The organism is Pseudomonas sp. NBB (assembly GCF_032701105.1).
GTDB lineage: Bacteria > Pseudomonadota > Gammaproteobacteria > Pseudomonadales > Pseudomonadaceae > Aquipseudomonas > Aquipseudomonas asiatica.
Map to the genome: position 1 here is coordinate 4,753,217 of NZ_CP103994.1, position 20,226 is coordinate 4,773,442.

General features: G+C 64.0%; 11 protein-coding genes. 8 read left to right on the forward strand and 3 right to left on the reverse strand.

Annotated features, from left to right (window positions below):
• Positions 1–135 precede the first annotated feature (135 nt).
• The gene (locus NY023_RS22035) at positions 136–4,404 is read left to right on the forward strand and encodes a DEAD/DEAH box helicase (protein ID WP_044047149.1); all 4,269 of its coding nucleotides are present in this window, start codon (positions 136–138) and stop codon (positions 4,402–4,404) included.
• Between the two features lie 246 nt (positions 4,405–4,650).
• Positions 4,651–6,270, forward strand: coding sequence for an FMN-binding glutamate synthase family protein (locus NY023_RS22040; RefSeq protein WP_044047150.1), 1,620 nt, complete (start codon positions 4,651–4,653; stop codon positions 6,268–6,270).
• 123 nt (positions 6,271–6,393) lie between these two features.
• Here the strand turns inward: NY023_RS22040 and NY023_RS22045 are convergent, their stop codons facing one another.
• A complete protein-coding gene (locus tag NY023_RS22045) occupies positions 6,394–7,812 on the reverse strand; it encodes an amino acid permease (RefSeq protein WP_013973978.1) in 1,419 nt (472 codons plus the stop codon).
• A gap of 476 nt (positions 7,813–8,288) precedes the next feature.
• Here NY023_RS22045 and NY023_RS22050 point away from each other — a divergent pair, with 476 nt between their 5' ends.
• The 3 genes from NY023_RS22050 to NY023_RS22060 all read left to right on the forward strand — a co-directional run bounded on the left by NY023_RS22050 (position 8,289) and on the right by NY023_RS22060 (position 12,827).
• Positions 8,289–11,438 carry a transglycosylase domain-containing protein gene (locus NY023_RS22050; RefSeq protein ID WP_044047151.1) on the forward strand — a complete coding sequence of 1,050 codons (3,150 nt, stop codon included), beginning with the start codon at positions 8,289–8,291 and terminating at the stop codon, positions 11,436–11,438.
• A gap of 89 nt (positions 11,439–11,527) precedes the next feature.
• Positions 11,528–12,073, forward strand: a complete 546-nt coding sequence (locus tag NY023_RS22055) for a PadR family transcriptional regulator (RefSeq protein WP_013973980.1) — start codon at positions 11,528–11,530, stop codon at positions 12,071–12,073.
• On the forward strand, positions 12,066–12,827 hold the full coding sequence (locus NY023_RS22060) for a siderophore-interacting protein (RefSeq protein ID WP_013973981.1): 762 nt from the start codon (positions 12,066–12,068) through the stop codon (positions 12,825–12,827). The genes NY023_RS22055 and NY023_RS22060 overlap by 8 nt, the downstream gene beginning before the upstream one ends.
• Positions 12,828–12,885: 58 nt before the next feature.
• Here NY023_RS22060 and NY023_RS22065 read toward each other — a convergent pair whose 3' ends face one another.
• Positions 12,886–13,521, reverse strand: coding sequence for a Pr6Pr family membrane protein (locus NY023_RS22065; RefSeq protein ID WP_013973982.1), 636 nt, complete (start codon positions 13,519–13,521; stop codon positions 12,886–12,888).
• 1 nt (position 13,522) lies between these two features.
• Positions 13,523–13,744 (reverse strand): VF530 family DNA-binding protein, encoded by a 222-nt coding sequence (locus tag NY023_RS22070; RefSeq protein ID WP_003252112.1) that lies wholly within the window; start codon positions 13,742–13,744, stop codon positions 13,523–13,525.
• 165 nt (positions 13,745–13,909) lie between these two features.
• On the opposite strand from NY023_RS22070, the gene NY023_RS22075 reads away from it, so the two are divergent.
• From NY023_RS22075 to NY023_RS22085, 3 genes are all read left to right on the forward strand, one after another.
• Positions 13,910–15,961, forward strand: a complete 2,052-nt coding sequence (locus tag NY023_RS22075) for a TonB-dependent receptor (RefSeq protein ID WP_044047152.1) — start codon at positions 13,910–13,912, stop codon at positions 15,959–15,961.
• Between the two features lie 301 nt (positions 15,962–16,262).
• On the forward strand, positions 16,263–17,597 hold the full coding sequence (locus NY023_RS22080) for a carbohydrate porin (RefSeq protein WP_013973984.1): 1,335 nt from the start codon (positions 16,263–16,265) through the stop codon (positions 17,595–17,597).
• 30 nt (positions 17,598–17,627) lie between these two features.
• Positions 17,628–20,039 carry a glucose/quinate/shikimate family membrane-bound PQQ-dependent dehydrogenase gene (locus NY023_RS22085; RefSeq protein ID WP_013973985.1) on the forward strand — a complete coding sequence of 804 codons (2,412 nt, stop codon included), beginning with the start codon at positions 17,628–17,630 and terminating at the stop codon, positions 20,037–20,039.
• Positions 20,040–20,226: the final 187 nt, after the last annotated feature.

A 20,226-nucleotide genomic window follows, 5' to 3' on the forward strand; every position in this document is an offset into this window, starting at 1 on the left:
CGCTCCCACAGGTGCACCACAAGGTCAGAGAGCGGCGCAGTACCTGTGGGAGCGGGTTTACCCGCGAAGGTCATAGCCGATCCGGCAGACGAACGGCCCCTTGCCAACCCGCCCTACACCCTCCATAACCAACACATGAACCTGCCCGCCAAACACCACCCGGTGCTCGAGCTGTTCCACCCCGCCGTGCGCACCTGGTTCCGTCGCCACTTCGCCACGGTGACCGATGCCCAGGCCCAGGCCTGGCCGTTGACCCATGCGGGCAAGTCGATGCTGCTAGCCGCACCGACCGGCTCGGGCAAGACCCTCAGTGCGTTCCTGGCCGTGCTCGACGAACTGTTCCGCCAAGGCCTGGAGCACCAAGGCGAGCTACCAGCGCAAACCCAGGTGGTCTACGTTTCGCCACTCAAGGCGCTGTCCAACGATATCCGCCTGAACCTGCAAGCCCCGCTCGAAGGCATCAGCCAGGCCATCGCGGACCAGGGCCTGAACGCCCCGCGCATCACCACGGCCGTGCGCAGCGGCGACACCCCGCAGAAGGAGCGTGCCGCCATGCGCAAGCTGGCGCCGCACATCCTGGTGACCACCCCCGAATCGCTCTACGTGCTGATGGGCTCGGCTTCTGGCCGTAAAGGCCTGGCCAGCGTGCACACCGTGATCATCGACGAAATCCATGCCCTGGCCGGCAACAAGCGCGGCGCCCACCTGGCACTGACCCTGGAGCGCCTGCAGGCCCTGTGCAACCGGCCGTTGCGGCGCATCGGCCTGTCGGCCACGCAACGCCCGGTAGAGCGGGTGGCGCAATTTCTGGTCGGCAACAGCCGCCCCTGCGCAATCGTCGATGTCGGCCACGCTCGGCAGCGCGACCTGGCCATCGAGGTGCCGCCAGTGCCGCTGGGTGCAGTGATGGCCACCGATGTCTGGGGCCTGGTCTATGACCGCCTGGCCACCCTGGCGCGCGAACACCGCACCACCCTGGTGTTCGTCAACACCCGACGGCTGGCCGAACGCATCACCCGCCACCTCAGCGACCGCCTGGGCAAGGAGGCGGTTGCCGCGCACCACGGCAGCCTGGCCAAGGAACTACGCCTGGATGCCGAACAACGCCTTAAGAATGGCCAGTTGCAGGTGCTGGTGGCCACCGCATCGCTGGAGCTGGGCATCGATATCGGCGACATCGATCTGGTCTGCCAGATCGCTTCACCAGGTTCGATAGCGGCCTTTCTGCAGCGGGTCGGCCGCGCCGGCCACCAGGTCGATGGCGTGCCCAAGGGCCGCTTGTTCCCGACCTCGCGTGATGACCTGATCGAATGCGTGGCCCTGCTCGACTGCATACGCCGGGGCGAGCTGGACGAGCTGCACATTCCCCGGGCGCCGCTGGACGTGCTGGCCCAGCAGATCGTCGCCGAAGCCAGCAACCAGCCCTGGCACGAACAAGCCCTGTTCGACTGCCTGCGCCAGGCCACGCCCTATGCCGAACTCGACCAGCAACATTACCAGGCCCTGCTGCGCATGCTCGCCGAGGGCTATAACGGCCGCCAGGGCGTGCGCAGTGCCTACCTGCACCGCGATGCGGTGAGCGGCACCCTGCGTGGCCGCCGCGGCAGCCAGCTGACCGCCCTGACCAGCGGCGGCACCATCCCCGACAACGCCGACTACGCCGTGCTGCTCGAACCGCAGGCGCTGAACATCGGCAGCGTCAACGAAGACTTTGCGGTGGAAAGCATCGCCGGCGATATCTTCCAGCTGGGCAATGCTTCCTATCGCATCCTGCGCGTCGAACCGGGCCGGGTGCGGGTGGAGGATGCCCATGGCCTGCCACCGACCATTCCATTCTGGCTGGGCGAGGCGCCGGGGCGCAGCGATGAGCTGTCTGCCGCGGTGGCCCGGCTGCAGGCACAGATCGACCAACAGCTGGCTGACAACAACCAAGCCGAGGTGCTGGCATGGTTGCAGGCCACCTTCGAACTGGGCGAAGCCGCCGCTGGCCAGTTGCTCGACTACCTGGCCCGCACCCGCGAAGTGCTTGGTGCCCTGCCCTCGCAGGACACGCTGGTGATGGAGCGCTTCTTCGATGAGTCCGGCGGTACCCAGTTGATCATCCATTCGCCCTACGGCAGCCGCATCAACCGCGCCTGGGGCCTGGCCCTGCGCAAGCGCTTCTGCCGCACCTTCAACTTCGAGTTGCAGGCGGCGGCCAGCGAGGACGCCATCGTGCTGTCGCTGTCCTCCAGCCACAGCTTCGAACTGGACGACGTGTGGCGTTACCTGAATAGCCGCAACGCCGAGTCGATCCTTGTCCAGGCACTGCTCGATGCGCCGCTGTTCGGCGTGCGCTGGCGCTGGAACGCCAGCGTGACCATGGCCTTGCCGCGCTTTGTCGGCGGTCGCAAGGTGGCGCCACAGATCCAGCGGATGAAGAGTGAAGACCTGATTGCTGCCGTGTTCCCCGACCAGATCGCCTGCCTGGAGAACATCGTCGGCGAGCGGCAGATTCCCGATCATCCGCTGGTCGAGCAAACCCTCGACGACTGCCTGCACGAGGCGATGGACAGCGAAGGCTGGCTAGCACTTTTGCGGCGCATGGAAAGCGGCACGGTACGCCTGCTGTGCCGCGATCTACCCGCCCCTTCGCCGTTGGCGGCGGCCATCCTCAATGCTCGGCCATATGCCTTCCTGGATGACGCGCCACTGGAAGAGCGTCGCACGCAGGCAGTGCTCAACCGGCGCTGGAACGAGGTGCAGAACGGCGACGACCTGGGCGCGCTGGACGCCGATGCGATTGCCGCCGTGACGGCCGAGGCCTGGCCGCAGCCGGGCAACGCCGACGAAATGCATGAAGCGTTGATGGGCCTGGGTGCCATCAGCCAGGACGAAGTGCAGGGCAATGCCGGTTGGGAACTGCTGCTCAGACAATTGGCCAAGGCCGGCCGGGCCTTGCGCCTGGTGGATGAAAAACTGTGGCTGGCACGCGAGCGGTTGAGTCTGCTGCAGGTGCTGTATCCCGGCTCCCGGCTGGAACCTGCGTTGCAGGTACTGCCAGGCTTCGATCAGGCCATCGAGCCGGACATTGCGCTGGTCGAACTGTTGCGAGCCCGCCTGAGCGGCCATGGCCCGCTGACCCGCGCGCAGATTGCGGCAGCACTTGGCAAACCGCTGCCGGCCATCGAACAGGCCCTGACCTGCCTGGAGGCCGAAGGCTATGTGCTGCGTGGGCATTTCAGCCCCGGCGCAAGCGAACTGCAATGGTGCGAACGCCATCTGCTTGCGCGCATCCACCGCTACACGGTCAAACGCCTGCGCCGGGAGATCGAGCCGGTCAGCCTGCAGGACTTCATGCGCTTTCTGTTCGACTGGCAGCACCTGGCTGACGACACGCGCCTGCGCGGCCCGCAAGCCGTGGCCGAGGTACTAGGCCAGTTACAAGGATTCCCGAGTGCCGCCGGAGCATGGGAGGCCGAACTGCTGCCAGCACGTATCAAGGACTACAGCCCGAACTGGCTCGACGATGCCTGCCGTAGCGGGCAGTTCGCCTGGAGCCGGCTGGCGGCGACCGTGTCGAGCAACACCTTGTCGAGCACACCGCTGGTGCTGCTGCCGCGCGAGCATCTTGGGTTGTGGCGCAGCCTTGCCCCCGTACCCGCCCTGGATAGCCTCGGCGCACGAGCGCAACGCGTCCACGAGGTGCTGAACGCGCATGGCGCGCTGTTCTTCGACGAGCTGGCACACGACGCCCACCTACTACCCAGCGAACTGGAGACGGCCTTGCAAGAGCTGGTAGGCGCAGGCCTGGTGGGGGCCGACAGCTTCACCGGCCTGCGCAGCCTGATCACCCCGGCGGCGAAACGCACATCGCGCAACAGCCGACGCGGCCACCCGCCGCTGTCCAGCAGCATGTCCCATGCCGGGCGCTGGGCCTTGCTGCGCAGGGGCACTGTAGACGACAGCCAGCGCCTGGAGCACATCGCCCGGGCCCTGCTTCGGCGCTATGGCGTGGTGTGCTGGCGCCTGCTGGAGCGCGAAAGCGATGTGCTGCCGCCCTGGCGCGAACTGCTGCGCTGCTATCACCGGCTGGAAGCGCGTGGCGAGATTCGTGGCGGGCGCTTCATTGCCGGGCTGGCCGGCGAACAGTTCGCCTTACCTGAGGCGGTGGGGCTGCTGCGGCAGGTGCGGCGGCGTGAATTGGACGGGGCATTGGTGGTGGTGAGTGCCAGTGACCCACTGAACCTGGTCGGGTCGTTGCTGCCGGGGGCGAAAGTGCCGGCGGTGAGCGGCAACCGCCTGTTGTATCGCGACGGGGTGCCGGTGGCGGTGCGGGTGGCCGGGCACTATTCATACCTGGTTGAAGCGCCGGCACAAGAGCAGGAAAGCTGGCGGCAGAAGCTGCTGCGCGACACCATCTGAATGCTTTTTTTGCTGTACTGGCCCTATCGCCGGCAAGCCAGCTCCCACCTAAACCGCATCGCCCTTGAGCGATGCGCTATCCCTGTGGGAGCCGGCTTGCCGGCGATAGGGCCAGTACAGCCAACACAAGGTTTGGCGAGAATGATTTTCGCTACCCCGATTTTAATTTGCACAGCCGAGCAACTTGGCTATGGTCGGGGTTTGCCCCAGGCCCTGAGCCTGACCGCGCCATCGCAAGGACCCTGTATGAGCCTGTCACTTCTCAGTCGCTATGCCTTCTTCGCCGCCTGTGTGCTGTTCACCCTGGCAAGCCTGCCGTTCACCCACCACGAATGGTTGTGGCCGTTCACCCTGAGCACCGGAATCCTCAGCCTCATCGGTCTGTTCGACCTGTTGCAGCAACGCCACGCAGTACGCCGCAACTACCCGATCCTGGGCAACATCCGCTATCTGGTCGAGGCCATTCGCCCGGAAATTCGCCAGTACCTGCTGGAGGCGGACAGCGACGCCCTGCCGTTCTCCCGCGCCCAGCGCTCGCTGGTTTACGCAAGGGCGAAGAACGAAGCCTCGGACAAACCCTTCGGCACCCTGATCGACGTGTACGAGTCCGGCTTCGAATTCATCGGCCACTCCATGCGCCCGGCGCCATTGGCCGACCCGGCAAGCTTCCGGGTCATCGTCGGCGGGCCGCAATGCAGCCAGCCATACTCAGCGTCGATCTTAAACATATCGGCGATGAGCTTTGGCTCGCTCAGCGCCAACGCCATCCGCGCCCTCAACCAGGGCGCCAAGCTGGGCAACTTCCACCATGACACCGGCGAAGGCAGCATCAGCCCCTATCACCGCGAGCATGGCGGCGACCTGGTCTGGGAACTGGGCAGCGGCTACTTCGGGTGCCGCACGCCAGACGGGCGCTTCGACCCCGAACGCTTTGCCGCCCAGGCACGCAGCCCGCAGGTGCGGATGATCGAAATCAAGATGAGCCAAGGCGCCAAGCCCGGCCATGGCGGCATCCTGCCCAAGCACAAGGTGACCCGGGAAATCGCCGAAACCCGTGGTGTGCTGATGGGCGAAGACTGCATATCGCCGTCGCGCCACAGTGCCTTCTCCACCCCCATCGAGATGATGCAGTTCATTGCCCAGCTGCGTGAGCTGTCTGGCGGCAAACCGGTAGGTTTCAAGTTCTGCCTGGGCCACCCGTGGGAGTTCATGGGCATAGCCAAGGCCATGCTGGAAACCGGCATCCTGCCCGACTTCATCGTCGTCGACGGCAAGGAAGGCGGCACCGGCGCGGCGCCGGTGGAGTTCACCGACCACATTGGCGTACCGCTGCGCGAAGGGTTGCTGTTCGTGCACAACACCCTGGTTGGCCTGAACCTGCGCGACAAGATCAAGCTGGGCGCCAGCGGTAAGATCGTCAGCGCGTTCGACATTGCCAGCGTGCTGGCCATTGGCGCTGATTGGGCCAACTCGGCGCGCGGCTTCATGTTCGCCATCGGCTGCATTCAGTCGCAGAGCTGCCACACCAACAAGTGCCCGACCGGTGTGGCCACGCAAGACCCTCTGCGCCAGCGTGCGCTGGTGGTGCCGGACAAAGCCCAGCGGGTGTTGAACTTCCACCACAATACCTTGCGTGCCCTGGCCGAAATGCTTGCGGCAGCGGGCCTGGAGCACCCGGCGCAGCTGGAAGCCAAGCACCTGGTACGGCGCATCTCGGCCACCGAGATCAAACTGTTCTCGCAGATGCATGTGTTCTTGAAGCCGGGTGAACTGCTGACTGGCGAGGTGAACGGGCAGTTCTATTCGCGCATGTGGCAATTGGCGCGGGCGGACAGCTTCGAACCGAACAGTGAAGTGGCGGCCTGATTGAACCTGGGGCTGCTACGCAGCCCATCGCGACACAAGGCCGCTCCCACAGGAGTACGCGATCTCTTGTGGGAGCGGCCTTGTGTCGCGAAAGGGCCGCAAGGCGGCCCCAGCCATTTCAGATCAGGAAGCAGTACTGGCCACGCCCTGCGCATCTTTCGGCGCCAGGCGGAATGCGTAGTACAGCACCGTCAGCAGCACCAGGAACGCCGGGCCGATGTACAGCGCCACGCGGGTATCCTCGAAGTACGCCATCAGGCCGACCACCAGCACCAGGAAGGCCAGCGCCAGATACGAGCTCAACGGCCACAGCCACATGCGGTATTTCAGCGCCTTGCGTTCAGTGGAGCTCAGGCCGGCGCGGAACTTCAGTTGCGCCAGCAGGATCATCACCCAGGTCCAGATCGCGCCGAAGGTGGCGATCGAAGTCACCCAGACGAAGACCTTCTCCGGCACCAGGTAGTTGGCCAGCACGCCCAGCAGCAGCGCACCGATCGATAGCAGCAGCGCGTTGCGCGGCACGCCGTTCTTCGACGTACGGGCGAAGGCCGCCGGGGCCTGGCCGTTCTGCGCCAGGCTGTAGAGCATGCGCCCGGTGCTGAAGATGCCGCCGTTGCACGACGACAGCGCTGCAGTGATGACCACGAAGTTGATGATGCCGGCGGCGGTCTTGATGCCCAGGCGCTCGAAGGTCATGACGAACGGGCTGCCCTGGCTGCCGATTTCGCTCCAAGGGTAGATCGACAGGATCACGAACAGCGCACCGACATAGAACAGCAGAATGCGCCAGAACACCGAGCCGATGGCCTGCGGGATGGTCTTTTGCGGGTTGCGTGCTTCACCGGCGGTCAGGCCGATCATTTCCACGCCCAGGTAGGCGAACATGACCATTTGCAGCGACATCAGCACGCCGGTCACGCCATTGGGCATGAAGCCGCCGTTGCTCCAAAGGTTGGAAATACCCACTGCCACGCCGTCATTGCCGAAGCCAAAGGCAATGATGCCGATGCCGCCAAGGACCATGGCGATGATGGTGACGATCTTGATCAGGGCGAACCAGAACTCGAATTCACCAAAGGCCTTGACGGCCACCAGGTTGACCGCCCCCATGCTGCCCAGCGCCGCCAGGGCCCAGATCCAGCGTGGTACGTCGGGGAACCAGATGCCCATGTAGATGGCCACCGCGGTGATTTCGGCAACGCAGGTCACCAGCCACAGGAACCAGTAGTTCCAGCCGGTAAGGAAGCCCGCCAGCGGGCCTAGATAGTCCTGGGCATAACGGCTGAACGAGCCGGCGACAGGGTTGTGCACGGCCATTTCGCCAAGGGCGCGCATGATCACCAGGATGGCCAGGCCGCCGATGATATAGGACAACATGATGGCGGGGCCGGCCATTTCGATGGCCTTGGCCGAACCGAGGAAAAGACCGACACCGATACAGGCGCCCAGCGCCATCAGGCGGATGTGCCGTTCGCCCAGTTCACGCTTGAGCGGGCCGCCTTCAGCGGCCTGGCCGTGGGCAGAGTGGTTGCCGACTGGCATAGCAATACAACCTCATTTTGTTATTGGATTTGACCTTCGTGCAGCACCAGCCAGGCCGATAGGCGTGGCATTGGCTTGCCGAACTGGCCTTGTGGGCCGGCCCGAGTGCCGGAATAGAGCGCCCGGCGAGGCGAAGGGGGCGAGCAGTATAGGAAGACCCTTGCAGGTTTTTTCGCTGTATAAACAGGAATATTCAGCTAGATCTCTGGGGCCGCTTCGCACCCCATTCGCAGCACAAGGCTGCTCCTACAATGGATACGCATTCCCCTGTAGGAGCAGCCTTGTGCTGCGAATGGGGCGCGAAGCGGCCCAAAATCGCCCGGCCACCATAGCAACATCGCCGTATGAAGAAACCCACACCAAAGCCGCATAGCCCTACGCCACCCTTCTCCGTCTCTTACAAATTTTTCACCTGACCCGCTCAACGTCTAAGCTTCAGACAAGCAAGACGAAAATACCTGGCCGGATAGAAGACTATGGGCGCACTGTGGCAATCGGAACCAAGCAGAACGGAAGCACCCGAGATACCTCCGGCCGAGACGCCACAACCAAAGTCCCCCCGTCAGCGTCGGCTATGGTGGCGGCTGATCATCCTCATCCTGCTGGTGGCGCTGGTTGCCATCGGCTTCGCTGCATATGACGAATTCCGCACGTCCAACCTGCAGTCGCGGGAATTCAGCAAGCTGGCCAGCACCCTCACCTATTCGCTGCAACCAGGCCCCAGCGATGCCATCGTCTACCCCGGCGAAGGGCCGTTCGACAAACGCCTGGGCTACAGCGCCCTGGGCGAATTCCTGCCACGGCTACTCAAGCGCGACTACCTGATCAGCGAGCAGGTGAAGTTCTCGCCGGCGCTGATGAACTACGTCGATCATGGGCTGTTCGCCCCCTATATCGAGAAAATCCAGGCTGGCCTGTCGATCACCGACTGCCGCGGCGACATGCTGTACCAGTACAACTACCCGCAACACCTGTACCCGGACTTTGCGGCGATCCCGCCGGTGATCGTCAACAGCCTGCTGTTCATCGAGAACCGCGACCTGCTCGACACCAAGGACCCGCGCAACAACCCGGCCGTGGACTGGCCGCGCTTTGCCAAGGCCGCCTACAGCCAAGTGGCCAAGTACCTGGCCCTGCCCGGCCAGTCCGCTGGCGGTAGCACCCTGGCCACGCAGCTTGAAAAGTACCGCCATTCACCGGACGGCCTGACCGTTTCCGGCGCCGAGAAGATCCGCCAGATGATTTCCGCCAGCGTGCGTGCCTATCAGGGCGGCCCTGATACAACCGAGGCGCGCCAGCGCATCGTGCGGGACTACCTCAACAGCGTGCCTCTGTCGGCAGTACCTGGGCATGGCGAAGTGCATGGCATGGCCGAAGGCCTGCGGGTGTGGTACGGCGCCGATTTCGACCAGGTCAACCAGGCCCTGAGTTCCACCGCCAGCGACCCTGAGAGCATGGCCGCACGCGGCCTGGCCCTGCGCCAGGTGCTGTCGCTGATGATTGCCCAGCGCCGGCCGTCGCACTACCTGTCCAAGGGGCGGCTCGAACTGGCCGAACTGACCGACGCGCACATCCGCGTGCTGGCCGCCAACAAGGTCATCGAGCAGCCACTGGCCGACGCTGCACTGGCCAGCAAGGCGGTATACCGCGACTGGGTGGCGCAACCGACCATCGTGCCGATCGTCACCAACAAGGGCATCAGCCTGGCGCGCAACCGCCTGGCAGCGATGCTCAACCGCCCGCTGTACGATCTCGACCGGCTGGATGTGTCGGCCACCAGCACCCTGCAGTCCGACCTGCAGCTGCAGGTCAGCCAGTACCTGAAAAACCTTGCCGACCCTGAATTCGCGGCGCAGATCGGCTTGATCGGCGAACGCCTGCTCACCGCCAAGACCACCGATCAGGTGAGCTACAGCTTCACCTTGTTCGAGCGCACCGCCGACGGCTCGCGGGTGCGGGTGCAGACCGACAGCACCGACCAGCCATTCGACATCAACGAAGGCAGCAAGCTGGAGCTGGGTTCAACCGCCAAGTTGCGGGTGCTCACCACCTATCTGGAGATCATCGCCGAACTGCACGACAAATACGCCGGCAAGCCAGCCGCCGAGTTGAAGAAAGTCGAAGTCGCCGAACTCGACCGCATCAGCCAGTGGTCGCTGGAATGGCTGGCGCAGAACAGCAAGAACCAGAGCCTGGACGCCATGCTCGATGCCGCGCTGGAACGCAAGTATTCGGCCAACACCGGCGAAGCCTTCTTCACCGGCGGCGGCATGCATGTGTTCAACAACTTCCGCAAGGAAGACAACAGCCGCAACCCAACCCTCAAGGATGCATTGCGCGAATCGATCAACCTGCCGTTCATCCGCCTGATGCGCGACCTGGTGCGCTACGTGACCTACCAGCAACCGTACAACCGCGTGCCGCTGCTCAAGGACGACTCCGACCCGCGCCGCCAGGAATACCTGGCCCGTTTCGCCGACAAAGAAGGCACCAACTACCTGATGCGCTTCTGGAAGAAATACCAGCGCAAGACCTCGCAGCAGCGCCTGGACACCTTCCTCGACAGCATGCGCGTGACCCCGCAACGGTTGGCGGCCGTGCACCGCTACCTGTTCCCCGAGGCTGGCCAGGAAACCTTCAACGCCTTCGTCCGCGCCCACCTCAAGGGTGACAAGATCGTCCTGGGCAAACTGACCGATGGCCGCCTGTCGGAGATGCACGACGCCTATGGCCCGGGCAAGTACGACCTGCCCGACCAGGGCTATATCGCCAAGGTCCACCCGCTGGACTTGTGGCTGTTGGGTTACCTGCTGAAGAACCCGGGTTCGACCTTGACCGAAATGGTCAATGCCAGCCGCTTCGAGCGCCAGGAGGTATATGGTTGGCTGTTCAAGAGCCGCCATCAGGGCGCCCGTGACAGCCGCATTCGCACCATGGTCGAGATCGAAGCGTTCCTCGCCATTCACCAGCGCTGGAAGCGCGTGGGCTATCCATTCGACCACCTGGTACCCTCGCTGGCCACCGCCATCGGCAGCTCGGGCGATCGCCCCGCCGCCCTCTCCGAACTGGTCGGCATCATCCAGAACGACGGTGTGCGCCTGCCGACCTTGCGGATCGACACCCTGCACTTCGCTGCCAACACGCCTTACGAGACCAAGCTGGTCACCGACCCGGACCGGGGTGTGCGGATTCTGCCGGTCGAAGTGGCGCGCGCCCTCAAAGGCGCCATGTCGCAGGTGGTGGATGCGGGCACCGCGCGGCGTATTTCCGGCAGTTTCAAGCTGCAGGACGGCACGCCATTGGTGATGGGCGGCAAGACCGGTACCGGTGACAACCGCATCGAAAGCTTTGGTGCTGGCGGCCGACTGATCGGCTCGCGCTCGCTGAACCGTACCGCTACCTTCGTGTTCTTCCTGGGCGACAACCATTTCGGCACCTTGACCGCATTCGTGCCGGGGCGCTCGGCAGAGGCCTTCAAGTTCACCTCGGCGCTGCCGGTGCAGGTGCTCAAGGGCATGGCTCCGATTCTCATGCCTTACCTGCAACCGGGCAATCCGAACGAGTGCAAGCCGCCGCAGGTTGCCGTGCATACAGCCACACCGCAAGGGGACACATCGAACGAATAGATGATAATCATCTGCAATTGAGGGCTTGTCTTTAGATATATCTTGAGTAATATCTTACGATATATCGCAAACGACGGAGCCCTGCCCCCATGCGCGAACATACCCCCCATGACCCCTTCGAGCGGCGCCCAGGTCGTGGCGAACGCGGCCCGCGCGTCTTCGCTCCCGGCGACCTCAAGCTGCTGATGCTGGCCCTGCTCGCCGAGCAGCCAGGCCACGGCTACGACCTGATCCGCCAGATCGAAAACCTGTTCGACGGTAGCTACAGCCCAAGCCCCGGGGTGATCTACCCCACCCTCAACTTCCTCGAGGAGGCCGAACTGATCAGCGGCCAGGTGCAGGGCAGCAAACGCCTCTATGCCATCACCGAAGCCGGCCGCACCGCCCTGGCCGAACAGGCCGTCGCGCTGGACGGCGTGCGCATGCGCATCGAAGTCAGCAAGCGCGCCCTGCGCGGCCACGACCGCCCACCAGAGATTCATGAAGCGGTCGGCAACCTGCGCCACGCACTGCACATGCACAGTGGCCGCTGGGCTCCGGAAGAAATCGAGCGGGTCCGCGACCTGCTCAACCACACCGCCAAGGCCATCGCCTCCGGGCCGGCCGAACCTGTCCCGGAGACACCCCATGAGTGACACCATTCACCGCGTCAACCACGAAATCCGCCAACGCCGCCTGCAGGTGCTGCGGGTCACCGAACTGACCCCGCGCATGCGCCGCATCACTCTCGGGGGTGCCGAGCTGCAAGGTTTCACCAGCGTGGGCAGCGACGACCATATCAAGCTGCTGTTCGCCGAAACGCCGGAGCAAAAGCAAGCCATCGAGGCTCGCAACCTGGGCCGAGAAGGTGGCGCACGGCCTACCATGCGCGAATACACGCCACGGCGCATCGACCTGGTGGCCAATGAACTGGACATCGACTTCGTGCTGCACGGCGATGGCCCTGCATCCACCTGGGCCGCCCAGGCCGCACCCGGGCAAACCCTGAACATTGCCGGGCCGCGGGCTTCGATGGTGGTGCCGGACATCTTCGACAGCTACCTGCTGATCGGTGACGAAACTGCCATCCCGGCCATTGGCCGCCGCCTGGAGGAGTTGCCTGCGGGCCGTCAGGTGCTGGCGGTTATCCAGATCGAAGACGAGCAGGAACGCCAGCCACTGCCGAGCAAGGCACAGGTTGAGGTGATCTGGGTACGTCGCCAACAGGAGGACTTGCTGGCACTAGTGAAGAACCTGACCTTGCCGCAGGGCCGGTTGTACGGCTGGGTGGCACTGGAAAAAGCCCTGAGCCGGCAGGCCAAGGCACTGTTGCTGGAGAAAGGCTTGCCTGAGGATGCGCTCAAGGCTGTGGCCTACTGGCGTGCCGACGGGACTGCGGACGACGAATGATTGTTTATTGCCTGCACTGGCCCTATCGCCGGCAAGCCGGCGATAGGGCCAGTGCAGGTCAAGCCAATCTGTGCAGCCCCCGCCACCGATCCAGCCCCAGCAACACCAGCCCAATACCCCAGAACCCCGCCAACACCCCCACGGCATTGAGCACTACCTGCCCATACCCCAGACTCGCCACGTCGATGAACGGGTAGGCATACACGCCAATCTCGCTCCCACGCCAAAGCGCGTAGGCAAAATACGTCGCCGGGTAAACCGCCCAGACCAGCAGATGCCATAGCCGCAACCTGCCCTTGGGCACCTCGCACCACCAGTACAAGGCATATAGCACGGGCATCACATCGTGCAGCAACTCGTCCGCCAGCCATTGCCAGCCCTGCGGTTGCCACAAGTGACGCAAAAGCACGCTGTAGGCCAATGCCACCAGCACGATGCTGGCAGCCACTGCGGAACTCACCGAAGGCGACAGGAAAAAGCGTTTGGCACGGCCTTCCCGGCCAAACGCCGCATAACTGAGCACCGTTGCCACCAAGGTGTTGGTCAACACGGTGAAATACCCGAACACATTGATCAGGCCACCCACCAGGCTGGCCTGCTCCTGCCAGCGCGCCAGCAGCACCAGATACACCTGCACGGTCAGGCCGAACCAGCCCAGCACGGCCATGCCGGTCAGCCAGGGGCGACTCGGCATGTCAGGCCTGACGCTGCAGCTTCACGTACAGCTGCTCGACCTTTTCCCGTGCCCACGGCGTCTTGCGCAGGAAGGTCAGGCTCGACTTGATGGTCGGGTTGCTTTTGAAGCAGCGCACATCGATGCGCTCAGCCAGGCCCTGCCATTGGTAGTGCGCCACCAGCTCGGTGAGGATCTGTTCGAGGGTCTTGCCGTGCAGCGCGTTGTGTTGGGCCGTGCTCATGCCAGTGCTCCGTAGGAAAGATGCGCACCTTACACGAGTGTAGTGGTGGGTGGGATCAGGTGAGTCAACAGAAAAACCGCTGGCCAGGCGCAAAACCTCTGTGCTGAAATAGAGATGTTATATTGTAACAATAAAAAAGCATCTGCCAAGGAACGCCCCATCCCCATGCTGTACACACCGCTTCGCCTCTCTCCCCTCGCCGTCGCGCTCTGGCTTGCCGCACCACCCAGCCAAGCGGTGGAGCTCGAACCCCAGGTCATCACCGCCAACCCTTTGGGTAACAGCCAGCTGGCCGCCCCCAGCACCGTGCTCGAAGGCGACAACCTGCTGCAACAGCAGCACGGCAGCCTCGGTGAAACCCTGAACAAGCAGCCCGGAGTCGCCTCCACCTGGTTCGGCCCTGGCGCCAGTCGCCCGGTAATTCGTGGCCTGGATGGCGACCGCATTCGCATCCTGCGCAATGGCGTCGGCGCCCTCGACGCTTCATCACTGTCCTACGACCACGCCGTGCCGCTGGACCCGGTGACCGTCGACCGTGTCGAGATCGTCCGTGGCCCAGCCGCCCTGCTCTACGGCGGCAACGCCATCGGCGGCGTGGTCAATACCTTCGACAACCGCATCCCGGATGCCCCCATCGAGGGCATCCACGGTGCCGGTGAACTGCGCTACGGCGGCGCCGATACCACCCGCAGCAGCGCTGGCAAGCTGGAAGCCGGCAACGGTGCCTTCGCCCTGCACCTGGATGCCAACAGCCGCCAGTTCAACGACCTGCGCATCCCCGGTTACGCGCGCAGTTCCAAGGTGCGCGATGCCGACGAACCCGGCAGCAAGCACCGCCTGGAAAACAGCGATGGCCGCCAGGACGGTGGCGCCCTGGGTGGCGCCTACCATTGGGACCACGGTTACGCCGGCCTGTCGTACAGCCGCTACGAAAGTAACTATGGCTCGGTGGCCGAGCCAGGTGTGCGCCTGGACATGAAGCAGGACCATTACGCCTTCGCCTCCGAGCTGCGCGATCTGGACGGCCCGCTCACTTCGATCAAGGTCGATGCCGGCTACACCGACTACGAGCATCGTGAAGTCGAAGAAGGCGAGGTCCACACCACCTTCAGGAACAAGGGCTATGAAGCACGTATCGAAGCTCGCCACCAACCGCTCGGGCCGGTAGAAGGCGTGATCGGTGCCCAGGTCAGCCGCAACGAATTCTCCGCGTTGGGCGAGGAAGCCTTCGTCCCGCACACCGACACCGACAGCCTGGCGCTGTTCATGCTGGAGCAGTGGCAAGCCACCGAGCGCCTCAACCTGAGCCTGGGTGCACGCATGGAGCACACCCGGGTCGATCCGGATGCCAAAGGCAACGAGAACTTCGCCGACGCCGACAGCGCCAGCAGTTTCAACGCCTTCAGTCTGTCTTCCGGGGCGGTGTACCAGCTCGACCCGGTCTGGTCGCTGGCCGCCAACCTCGGCTACACCGAGCGCGCCCCGACCTTCTACGAGCTGTATGCCAATGGTGCCCACGTGGCCACCGGAGCCTTTGAAGTCGGCGATGCCAGCCTGAACAAGGAAAAAGCCGTTTCCGCCGACCTGGCCCTGCGTTTCGACAACGGCACCCACAAGGGCAGTGTCGGGGTGTTCTACAGCCACTTCCGCAACTACATCGGCCTGATCAGCACCGGCAACAACCGCGAGGGGCATGACCACGATCATGATGAGGATGACCACGACCATGATCACGATCATGACCACGGCGGTTTCCCGGAGTACCAGTATCAGGGCGTGCGGGCGCGATTCTATGGCATCGAGGCCCAGGATCGCTGGCAGCTGGCCGAGAACCGTTACGGCAGCTTCGCGTTGGAAGTGTCTGGTGACTACACCCGGGCCAAGAACCTGGACAGTGGCGAGCCGCTGCCCCGCATCGCCCCGCTGCGCCTGAACAGCGGCCTGGTCTGGGAGCTGGACCGCTGGCAGGCGCGGGTCGACGTGCAACACGCTGCGTCTCAGCATCGCAAACCGGCCAACGAAACCAGCACTGATGGCTATACCACGCTAGGGGCCAGCGTTGGTTACCGCTTCGAAGTTGGCCAGAGCCAGTGGATGGCGTTTGTGCGCGGCGAAAACCTGACGGACCAGACCGTGCGCTATGCCAGTTCGATCCTGCGCGACATCGCCCCGGCGCCGGGGCGTAGTGTGGAAGTGGGTCTGCGTACCATCTTCTGATTGCAAATCAGTATCTGTGGGAGCGGGCATGCCCGCGAAGAAACCGACGCGGTGGATGACCGGCTCCGCCGGTGTTCGCGGGCGCGCCCGCTCCCACAAAGAGCTCGCAAGCTCTGGACTGTTGCCATATCAGCAACAATTCACTGCGACAATTTGTCTTTTTTTCTTACAACTTCCCCTATATCCTCCCCGCCGCAAGCTGAATCGCTTCATCGAAACCATCTTGTCGCCATATTCATTGAGGGGCCCGCCCTTCGATGCGCCTGCCGTTTATTCAATAATCAAAAGATAGCGCTATCTCATGCTCCAACTGCCCAAAACCTGTTACATCGGCCTTGCCCTCAGCGCCCTGGCGGCTCCCAGCAGCGCCAGCGAGATGTTCGCCAGCGATTCGCCATGGATGCTCGGCGACTGGGGTGGCACCCGCAGCGAACTGCTGGAAAAAGGCTACGACTTCACCCTCGGCTACACCGGCGAGATGGGCAGCAACCTGCACGGTGGCTACGATCACGACCGCACCGCGCGCTACAGCGACCAGTTCACCTTCGGCAGCCACCTGGACCTGGAGAAGATCCTCGGCTGGAACGACACCGAATTCCAGCTGACCATTACCGAGCGACACGGCGACAACATCAGCAACGACCGTATCAACGACCCGCGTGTCGGCGGCTTCACCTCGGCCCAGGAGGTCTGGGGCCGTGGCGAAACCTGGCGGCTGACGCAGATGTGGATCAAGCAGAAGTACTTCGATGGCGCACTGGATGTGAAATTCGGCCGTTTCGGCGAAGGCGAAGACTTCAACAGCTTCCCCTGCGACTTCCAGAACCTGGCCTTCTGCGGCTCGCAGGTAGGCAACTGGGTAGGTGGCATCTGGTACAACTGGCCGGTCAGCCAGTGGGCCCTGCGCGTCCGCTACAACCTCAGCGATGCGCTCTACGCCCAGGTCGGCGTGTACGAGCAGAACCCCTCCAACCTGGAGTCGGGCAACGGCTTCAAGCTCAGCGGCAGCGGCACCCAAGGCGCGGTAATGCCGATCGAACTGGTATGGAGCCCGCAGGTCAATGGCCTGAAAGGGGAATATCGCGCCGGCTACTACTACAGTAATGCCAAGGCACAGGATGTTCTCAAGGACAGCAATGGCCAGCCGGCAGCCCTCAGCGGCGCCGCCTACCGCAGCAGTTCGAGCAAGCACGGCTTGTGGCTCGGCGCCCAGCAGCAGGTGACTTCGCTGGCGTCCGACCAGTCGCGTGGCCTGAGCCTGTTCGCCAACGCCACGGTGCACGACAAGAAGACCAATGCCATCGACAACTATGTTCAGGCAGGACTGGTATACAAAGGGCCATTCGACGCCCGCGCCAAGGACGACATCGGTTTCGCCCTCGCCCGCGTGCACGTCAACCCTGCCTATCGCAAGAACGCGCGTCTGGTCAACCAGGCCGCCGGCATCGACGACTATGACAACCCCGGTTTCCTGCCGGTACAGGACACTGAGTACAGCGCCGAGCTGTATTACGGCATCCACTTGGCCGACTGGCTCACGGTACGCCCCAACCTGCAGTACATCCGCCACCCGGGCGGGGTGTCGCAAGTCGATGGCGCCCTGATCGGCGGCCTGAAGATCCAGAGCAGTTTCTAACCCCTTTCTTGACCTGACGGAGAACCTACGATGAGCACTGAAGGTGCCAACAATGGAAGCCGCTGGCTACCGCGCCTGATCGGCGCGCTGCTGTTGCTGATGGGCCTGGCCCTGCTGGCTGGCGGCATCAAGCTGAGCCAGCTGGGCGGATCGCTTTACTACCTGATCGCCGGAATCGGCTTTGCCCTGTCGGGTATCCTGCTGCTGGCCCAACGCCGCATCGCCCTGGGGCTGTACGGCCTGGTACTGCTGGGCAGCACCGCATGGGCCCTGTTCGAAGTGGGCCTGGACTGGTGGCAACTGGTGCCACGCCTGGCCATCTGGTTTGCCATCGGCGTGGTCCTGCTGCTGCCTTGGGCGCGTCGTCCGCTGGTCGGCCCGGCCAGCAAGGCCAACACTGCGCTGCTCGGCGTTGCAGTGGTAGCATCTGGCGCTTGTGCCCTGGGCAGCCAGTTCACCCACCCCGGTGAAGTGTTTGGCGAACTGGGCCGCGACAGCAGCGAAATGGCCAGCGCCGCCCCGGCCATGCCCGACGGTGAATGGCAGGCCTACGGCCGCACCGAGCACGGCGACCGCTATTCGCCACTGCGCCAGATCACCCCGCAGAACGCTTACCGCCTGGAAGAGGCCTGGCGCATCCGCACCGGTGACCTGCCGACCGAAAACGACCCTGTGGAGCTGACCAACCAGAACACCCCACTGAAGGTCAACGGCATGCTCTATGCCTGCACCGCGCATAGCCGCTTGCTGGCCCTGGACCCGGACACCGGCGCGGAAATCTGGCGCTTTGATCCACAGGTCAAGAGCCCCGTCGGCACCTTCAAAGGCTTTGCCCACATGACCTGCCGTGGCGTTTCGTACTATGACGAAAACCGTTACGTCAGCCGCGACGGCAGCCCGGCACCGAAAATTACCGACGCCGGCCAAGCCGTGGCCCAGGCCTGCCCTCGCCGCCTCTACCTGCCGACTGCGGACGCCCGCCTGATCGCCATCAATGCCGACAACGGCAAGGTCTGCGAAGGCTTCGCCAACCAGGGCGTGATCGACCTCACCACCGGCATCGGCCCGTTCACCGCTGGCGGCTACTACTCCACCTCGCCTGCCGCGATCACCCGCGATCTGGTAATCATCGGTGGCCATGTCACTGACAACGAGTCGACCAACGAGCCATCCGGCGTGATCCGCGCCTACGATGTACACGATGGTCACCTGGTGTGGAACTGGGACAGCAACAACCCGGACGACACCCAGCCACTGGCCCCCGGCAAGATGTACAGCCGCAACTCGGCCAACATGTGGTCGATCGCCAGCGTCGACGAAGACCTCGGCATGATCTACCTGCCACTGGGCAACCAGACCCCGGACCAGTGGGGCGCCGACCGCACCCCGGGCGCCGAGAAGTACAGCGCCGGCGTGGTCGCACTCGACCTGGCCACCGGCAAGGCTCGCTGGAACTATCAGTTCACCCACCACGACCTGTGGGACATGGACGTCGGCAGCCAGCCGACCCTGGTCCACCTGAAGACCGACGATGGCGTGAAGCCGGCAATCATCGTGCCGACCAAGCAAGGCAGCCTGTACGTGCTCGACCGTCGCGACGGTACGCCGATCGTGCCGATCCGCGAGATCCCCACCCCTCAAGGTGCGGTGAAGGGCGACCACACCTCGCCGACCCAGGCCCGCTCCGACCTCAACCTGCTCGGCCCTGAGCTGACCGAACAGGCCATGTGGGGCGCCACGCCGTTCGACCAGATGCTGTGCCGCATCCAGTTCCGCGAACTGCGTTACGAAGGCCAATACACTCCACCGTCCGAGCAAGGCTCGCTGGTCTACCCGGGCAACGTCGGTGTGTTCAACTGGGGGAGCGTGTCGGTCGACCCGGTGCGCCAACTGCTGTTCACCTCGCCCAACTACATGGCCTTCGTGTCGAAGATGATCCCGCGTGAGCAGGTGGCCGAGGGCAGCAAGCGCGAAAGCGAGACCAGCGGCGTGCAGCCGAACACCGGCGCACCGTACGCAGTGACCATGCACCCGTTCATGTCGCCCCTGGGCGTACCGTGCCAGGCCCCGGCCTGGGGCTATGTCGCCGCCATCGACCTGTTCACCAACAAGGTAGTGTGGAAGCACAAGAACGGCACCACCCGCGACAGCACCCCGGTGCCGATCGGCCTGCCGGTTGGCGTGCCGAGCATGGGCGGTTCGATCGTCACCGCTGGTGGCGTCGGCTTCCTCAGCGGTACCCTGGACCAGTACCTGCGCGCCTATGACGTGAACAACGGCAAGGAACTGTGGAAAGCCCGCCTGCCCGCGGGTGGCCAGGCCACGCCGATGACCTACACCGGCAAGGATGGCAAGCAGTACGTGCTGGTGACTGCCGGCGGGCATGGCTCGCTGGGCACCAGGATGGGCGACTACATCATCGCTTACAAACTGGCTGAGTAATCCAGAGATGCGGCAGTGAACCTGCTGCCGCATTCGCGGGTAAACCCGCTCCCACAGGTACGGCGCTGCCCCCAAGTTCGGCGCCGTACCTGTAGGAGCGGGTTTACCCGCGAAGAGGCCGGTACAGGCATCACTCCTCTCTGCACCCTTCAACTACCATTGAAACCCATCCCCCCGCGCCCCATCT

Coding starts and splice junctions, on each gene's coding strand:
- NY023_RS22035 (WP_044047149.1), top strand. CDS start 136: ATGAACCTGCCCGCCAAACACCACCCGGTGCTCGAGCTGTTCCACCCC.
- NY023_RS22040 (WP_044047150.1), top strand. CDS start 4,651: ATGAGCCTGTCACTTCTCAGTCGCTATGCCTTCTTCGCCGCCTGTGTG.
- NY023_RS22045 (WP_013973978.1), bottom strand. CDS start 7,812: ATGCCAGTCGGCAACCACTCTGCCCACGGCCAGGCCGCTGAAGGCGGC.
- NY023_RS22050 (WP_044047151.1), top strand. CDS start 8,289: ATGGGCGCACTGTGGCAATCGGAACCAAGCAGAACGGAAGCACCCGAG.
- NY023_RS22055 (WP_013973980.1), top strand. CDS start 11,528: ATGCGCGAACATACCCCCCATGACCCCTTCGAGCGGCGCCCAGGTCGT.
- NY023_RS22060 (WP_013973981.1), top strand. CDS start 12,066: ATGAGTGACACCATTCACCGCGTCAACCACGAAATCCGCCAACGCCGC.
- NY023_RS22065 (WP_013973982.1), bottom strand. CDS start 13,521: ATGCCGAGTCGCCCCTGGCTGACCGGCATGGCCGTGCTGGGCTGGTTC.
- NY023_RS22070 (WP_003252112.1), bottom strand. CDS start 13,744: ATGAGCACGGCCCAACACAACGCGCTGCACGGCAAGACCCTCGAACAG.
- NY023_RS22075 (WP_044047152.1), top strand. CDS start 13,910: ATGCTGTACACACCGCTTCGCCTCTCTCCCCTCGCCGTCGCGCTCTGG.
- NY023_RS22080 (WP_013973984.1), top strand. CDS start 16,263: ATGCTCCAACTGCCCAAAACCTGTTACATCGGCCTTGCCCTCAGCGCC.
- NY023_RS22085 (WP_013973985.1), top strand. CDS start 17,628: ATGAGCACTGAAGGTGCCAACAATGGAAGCCGCTGGCTACCGCGCCTG.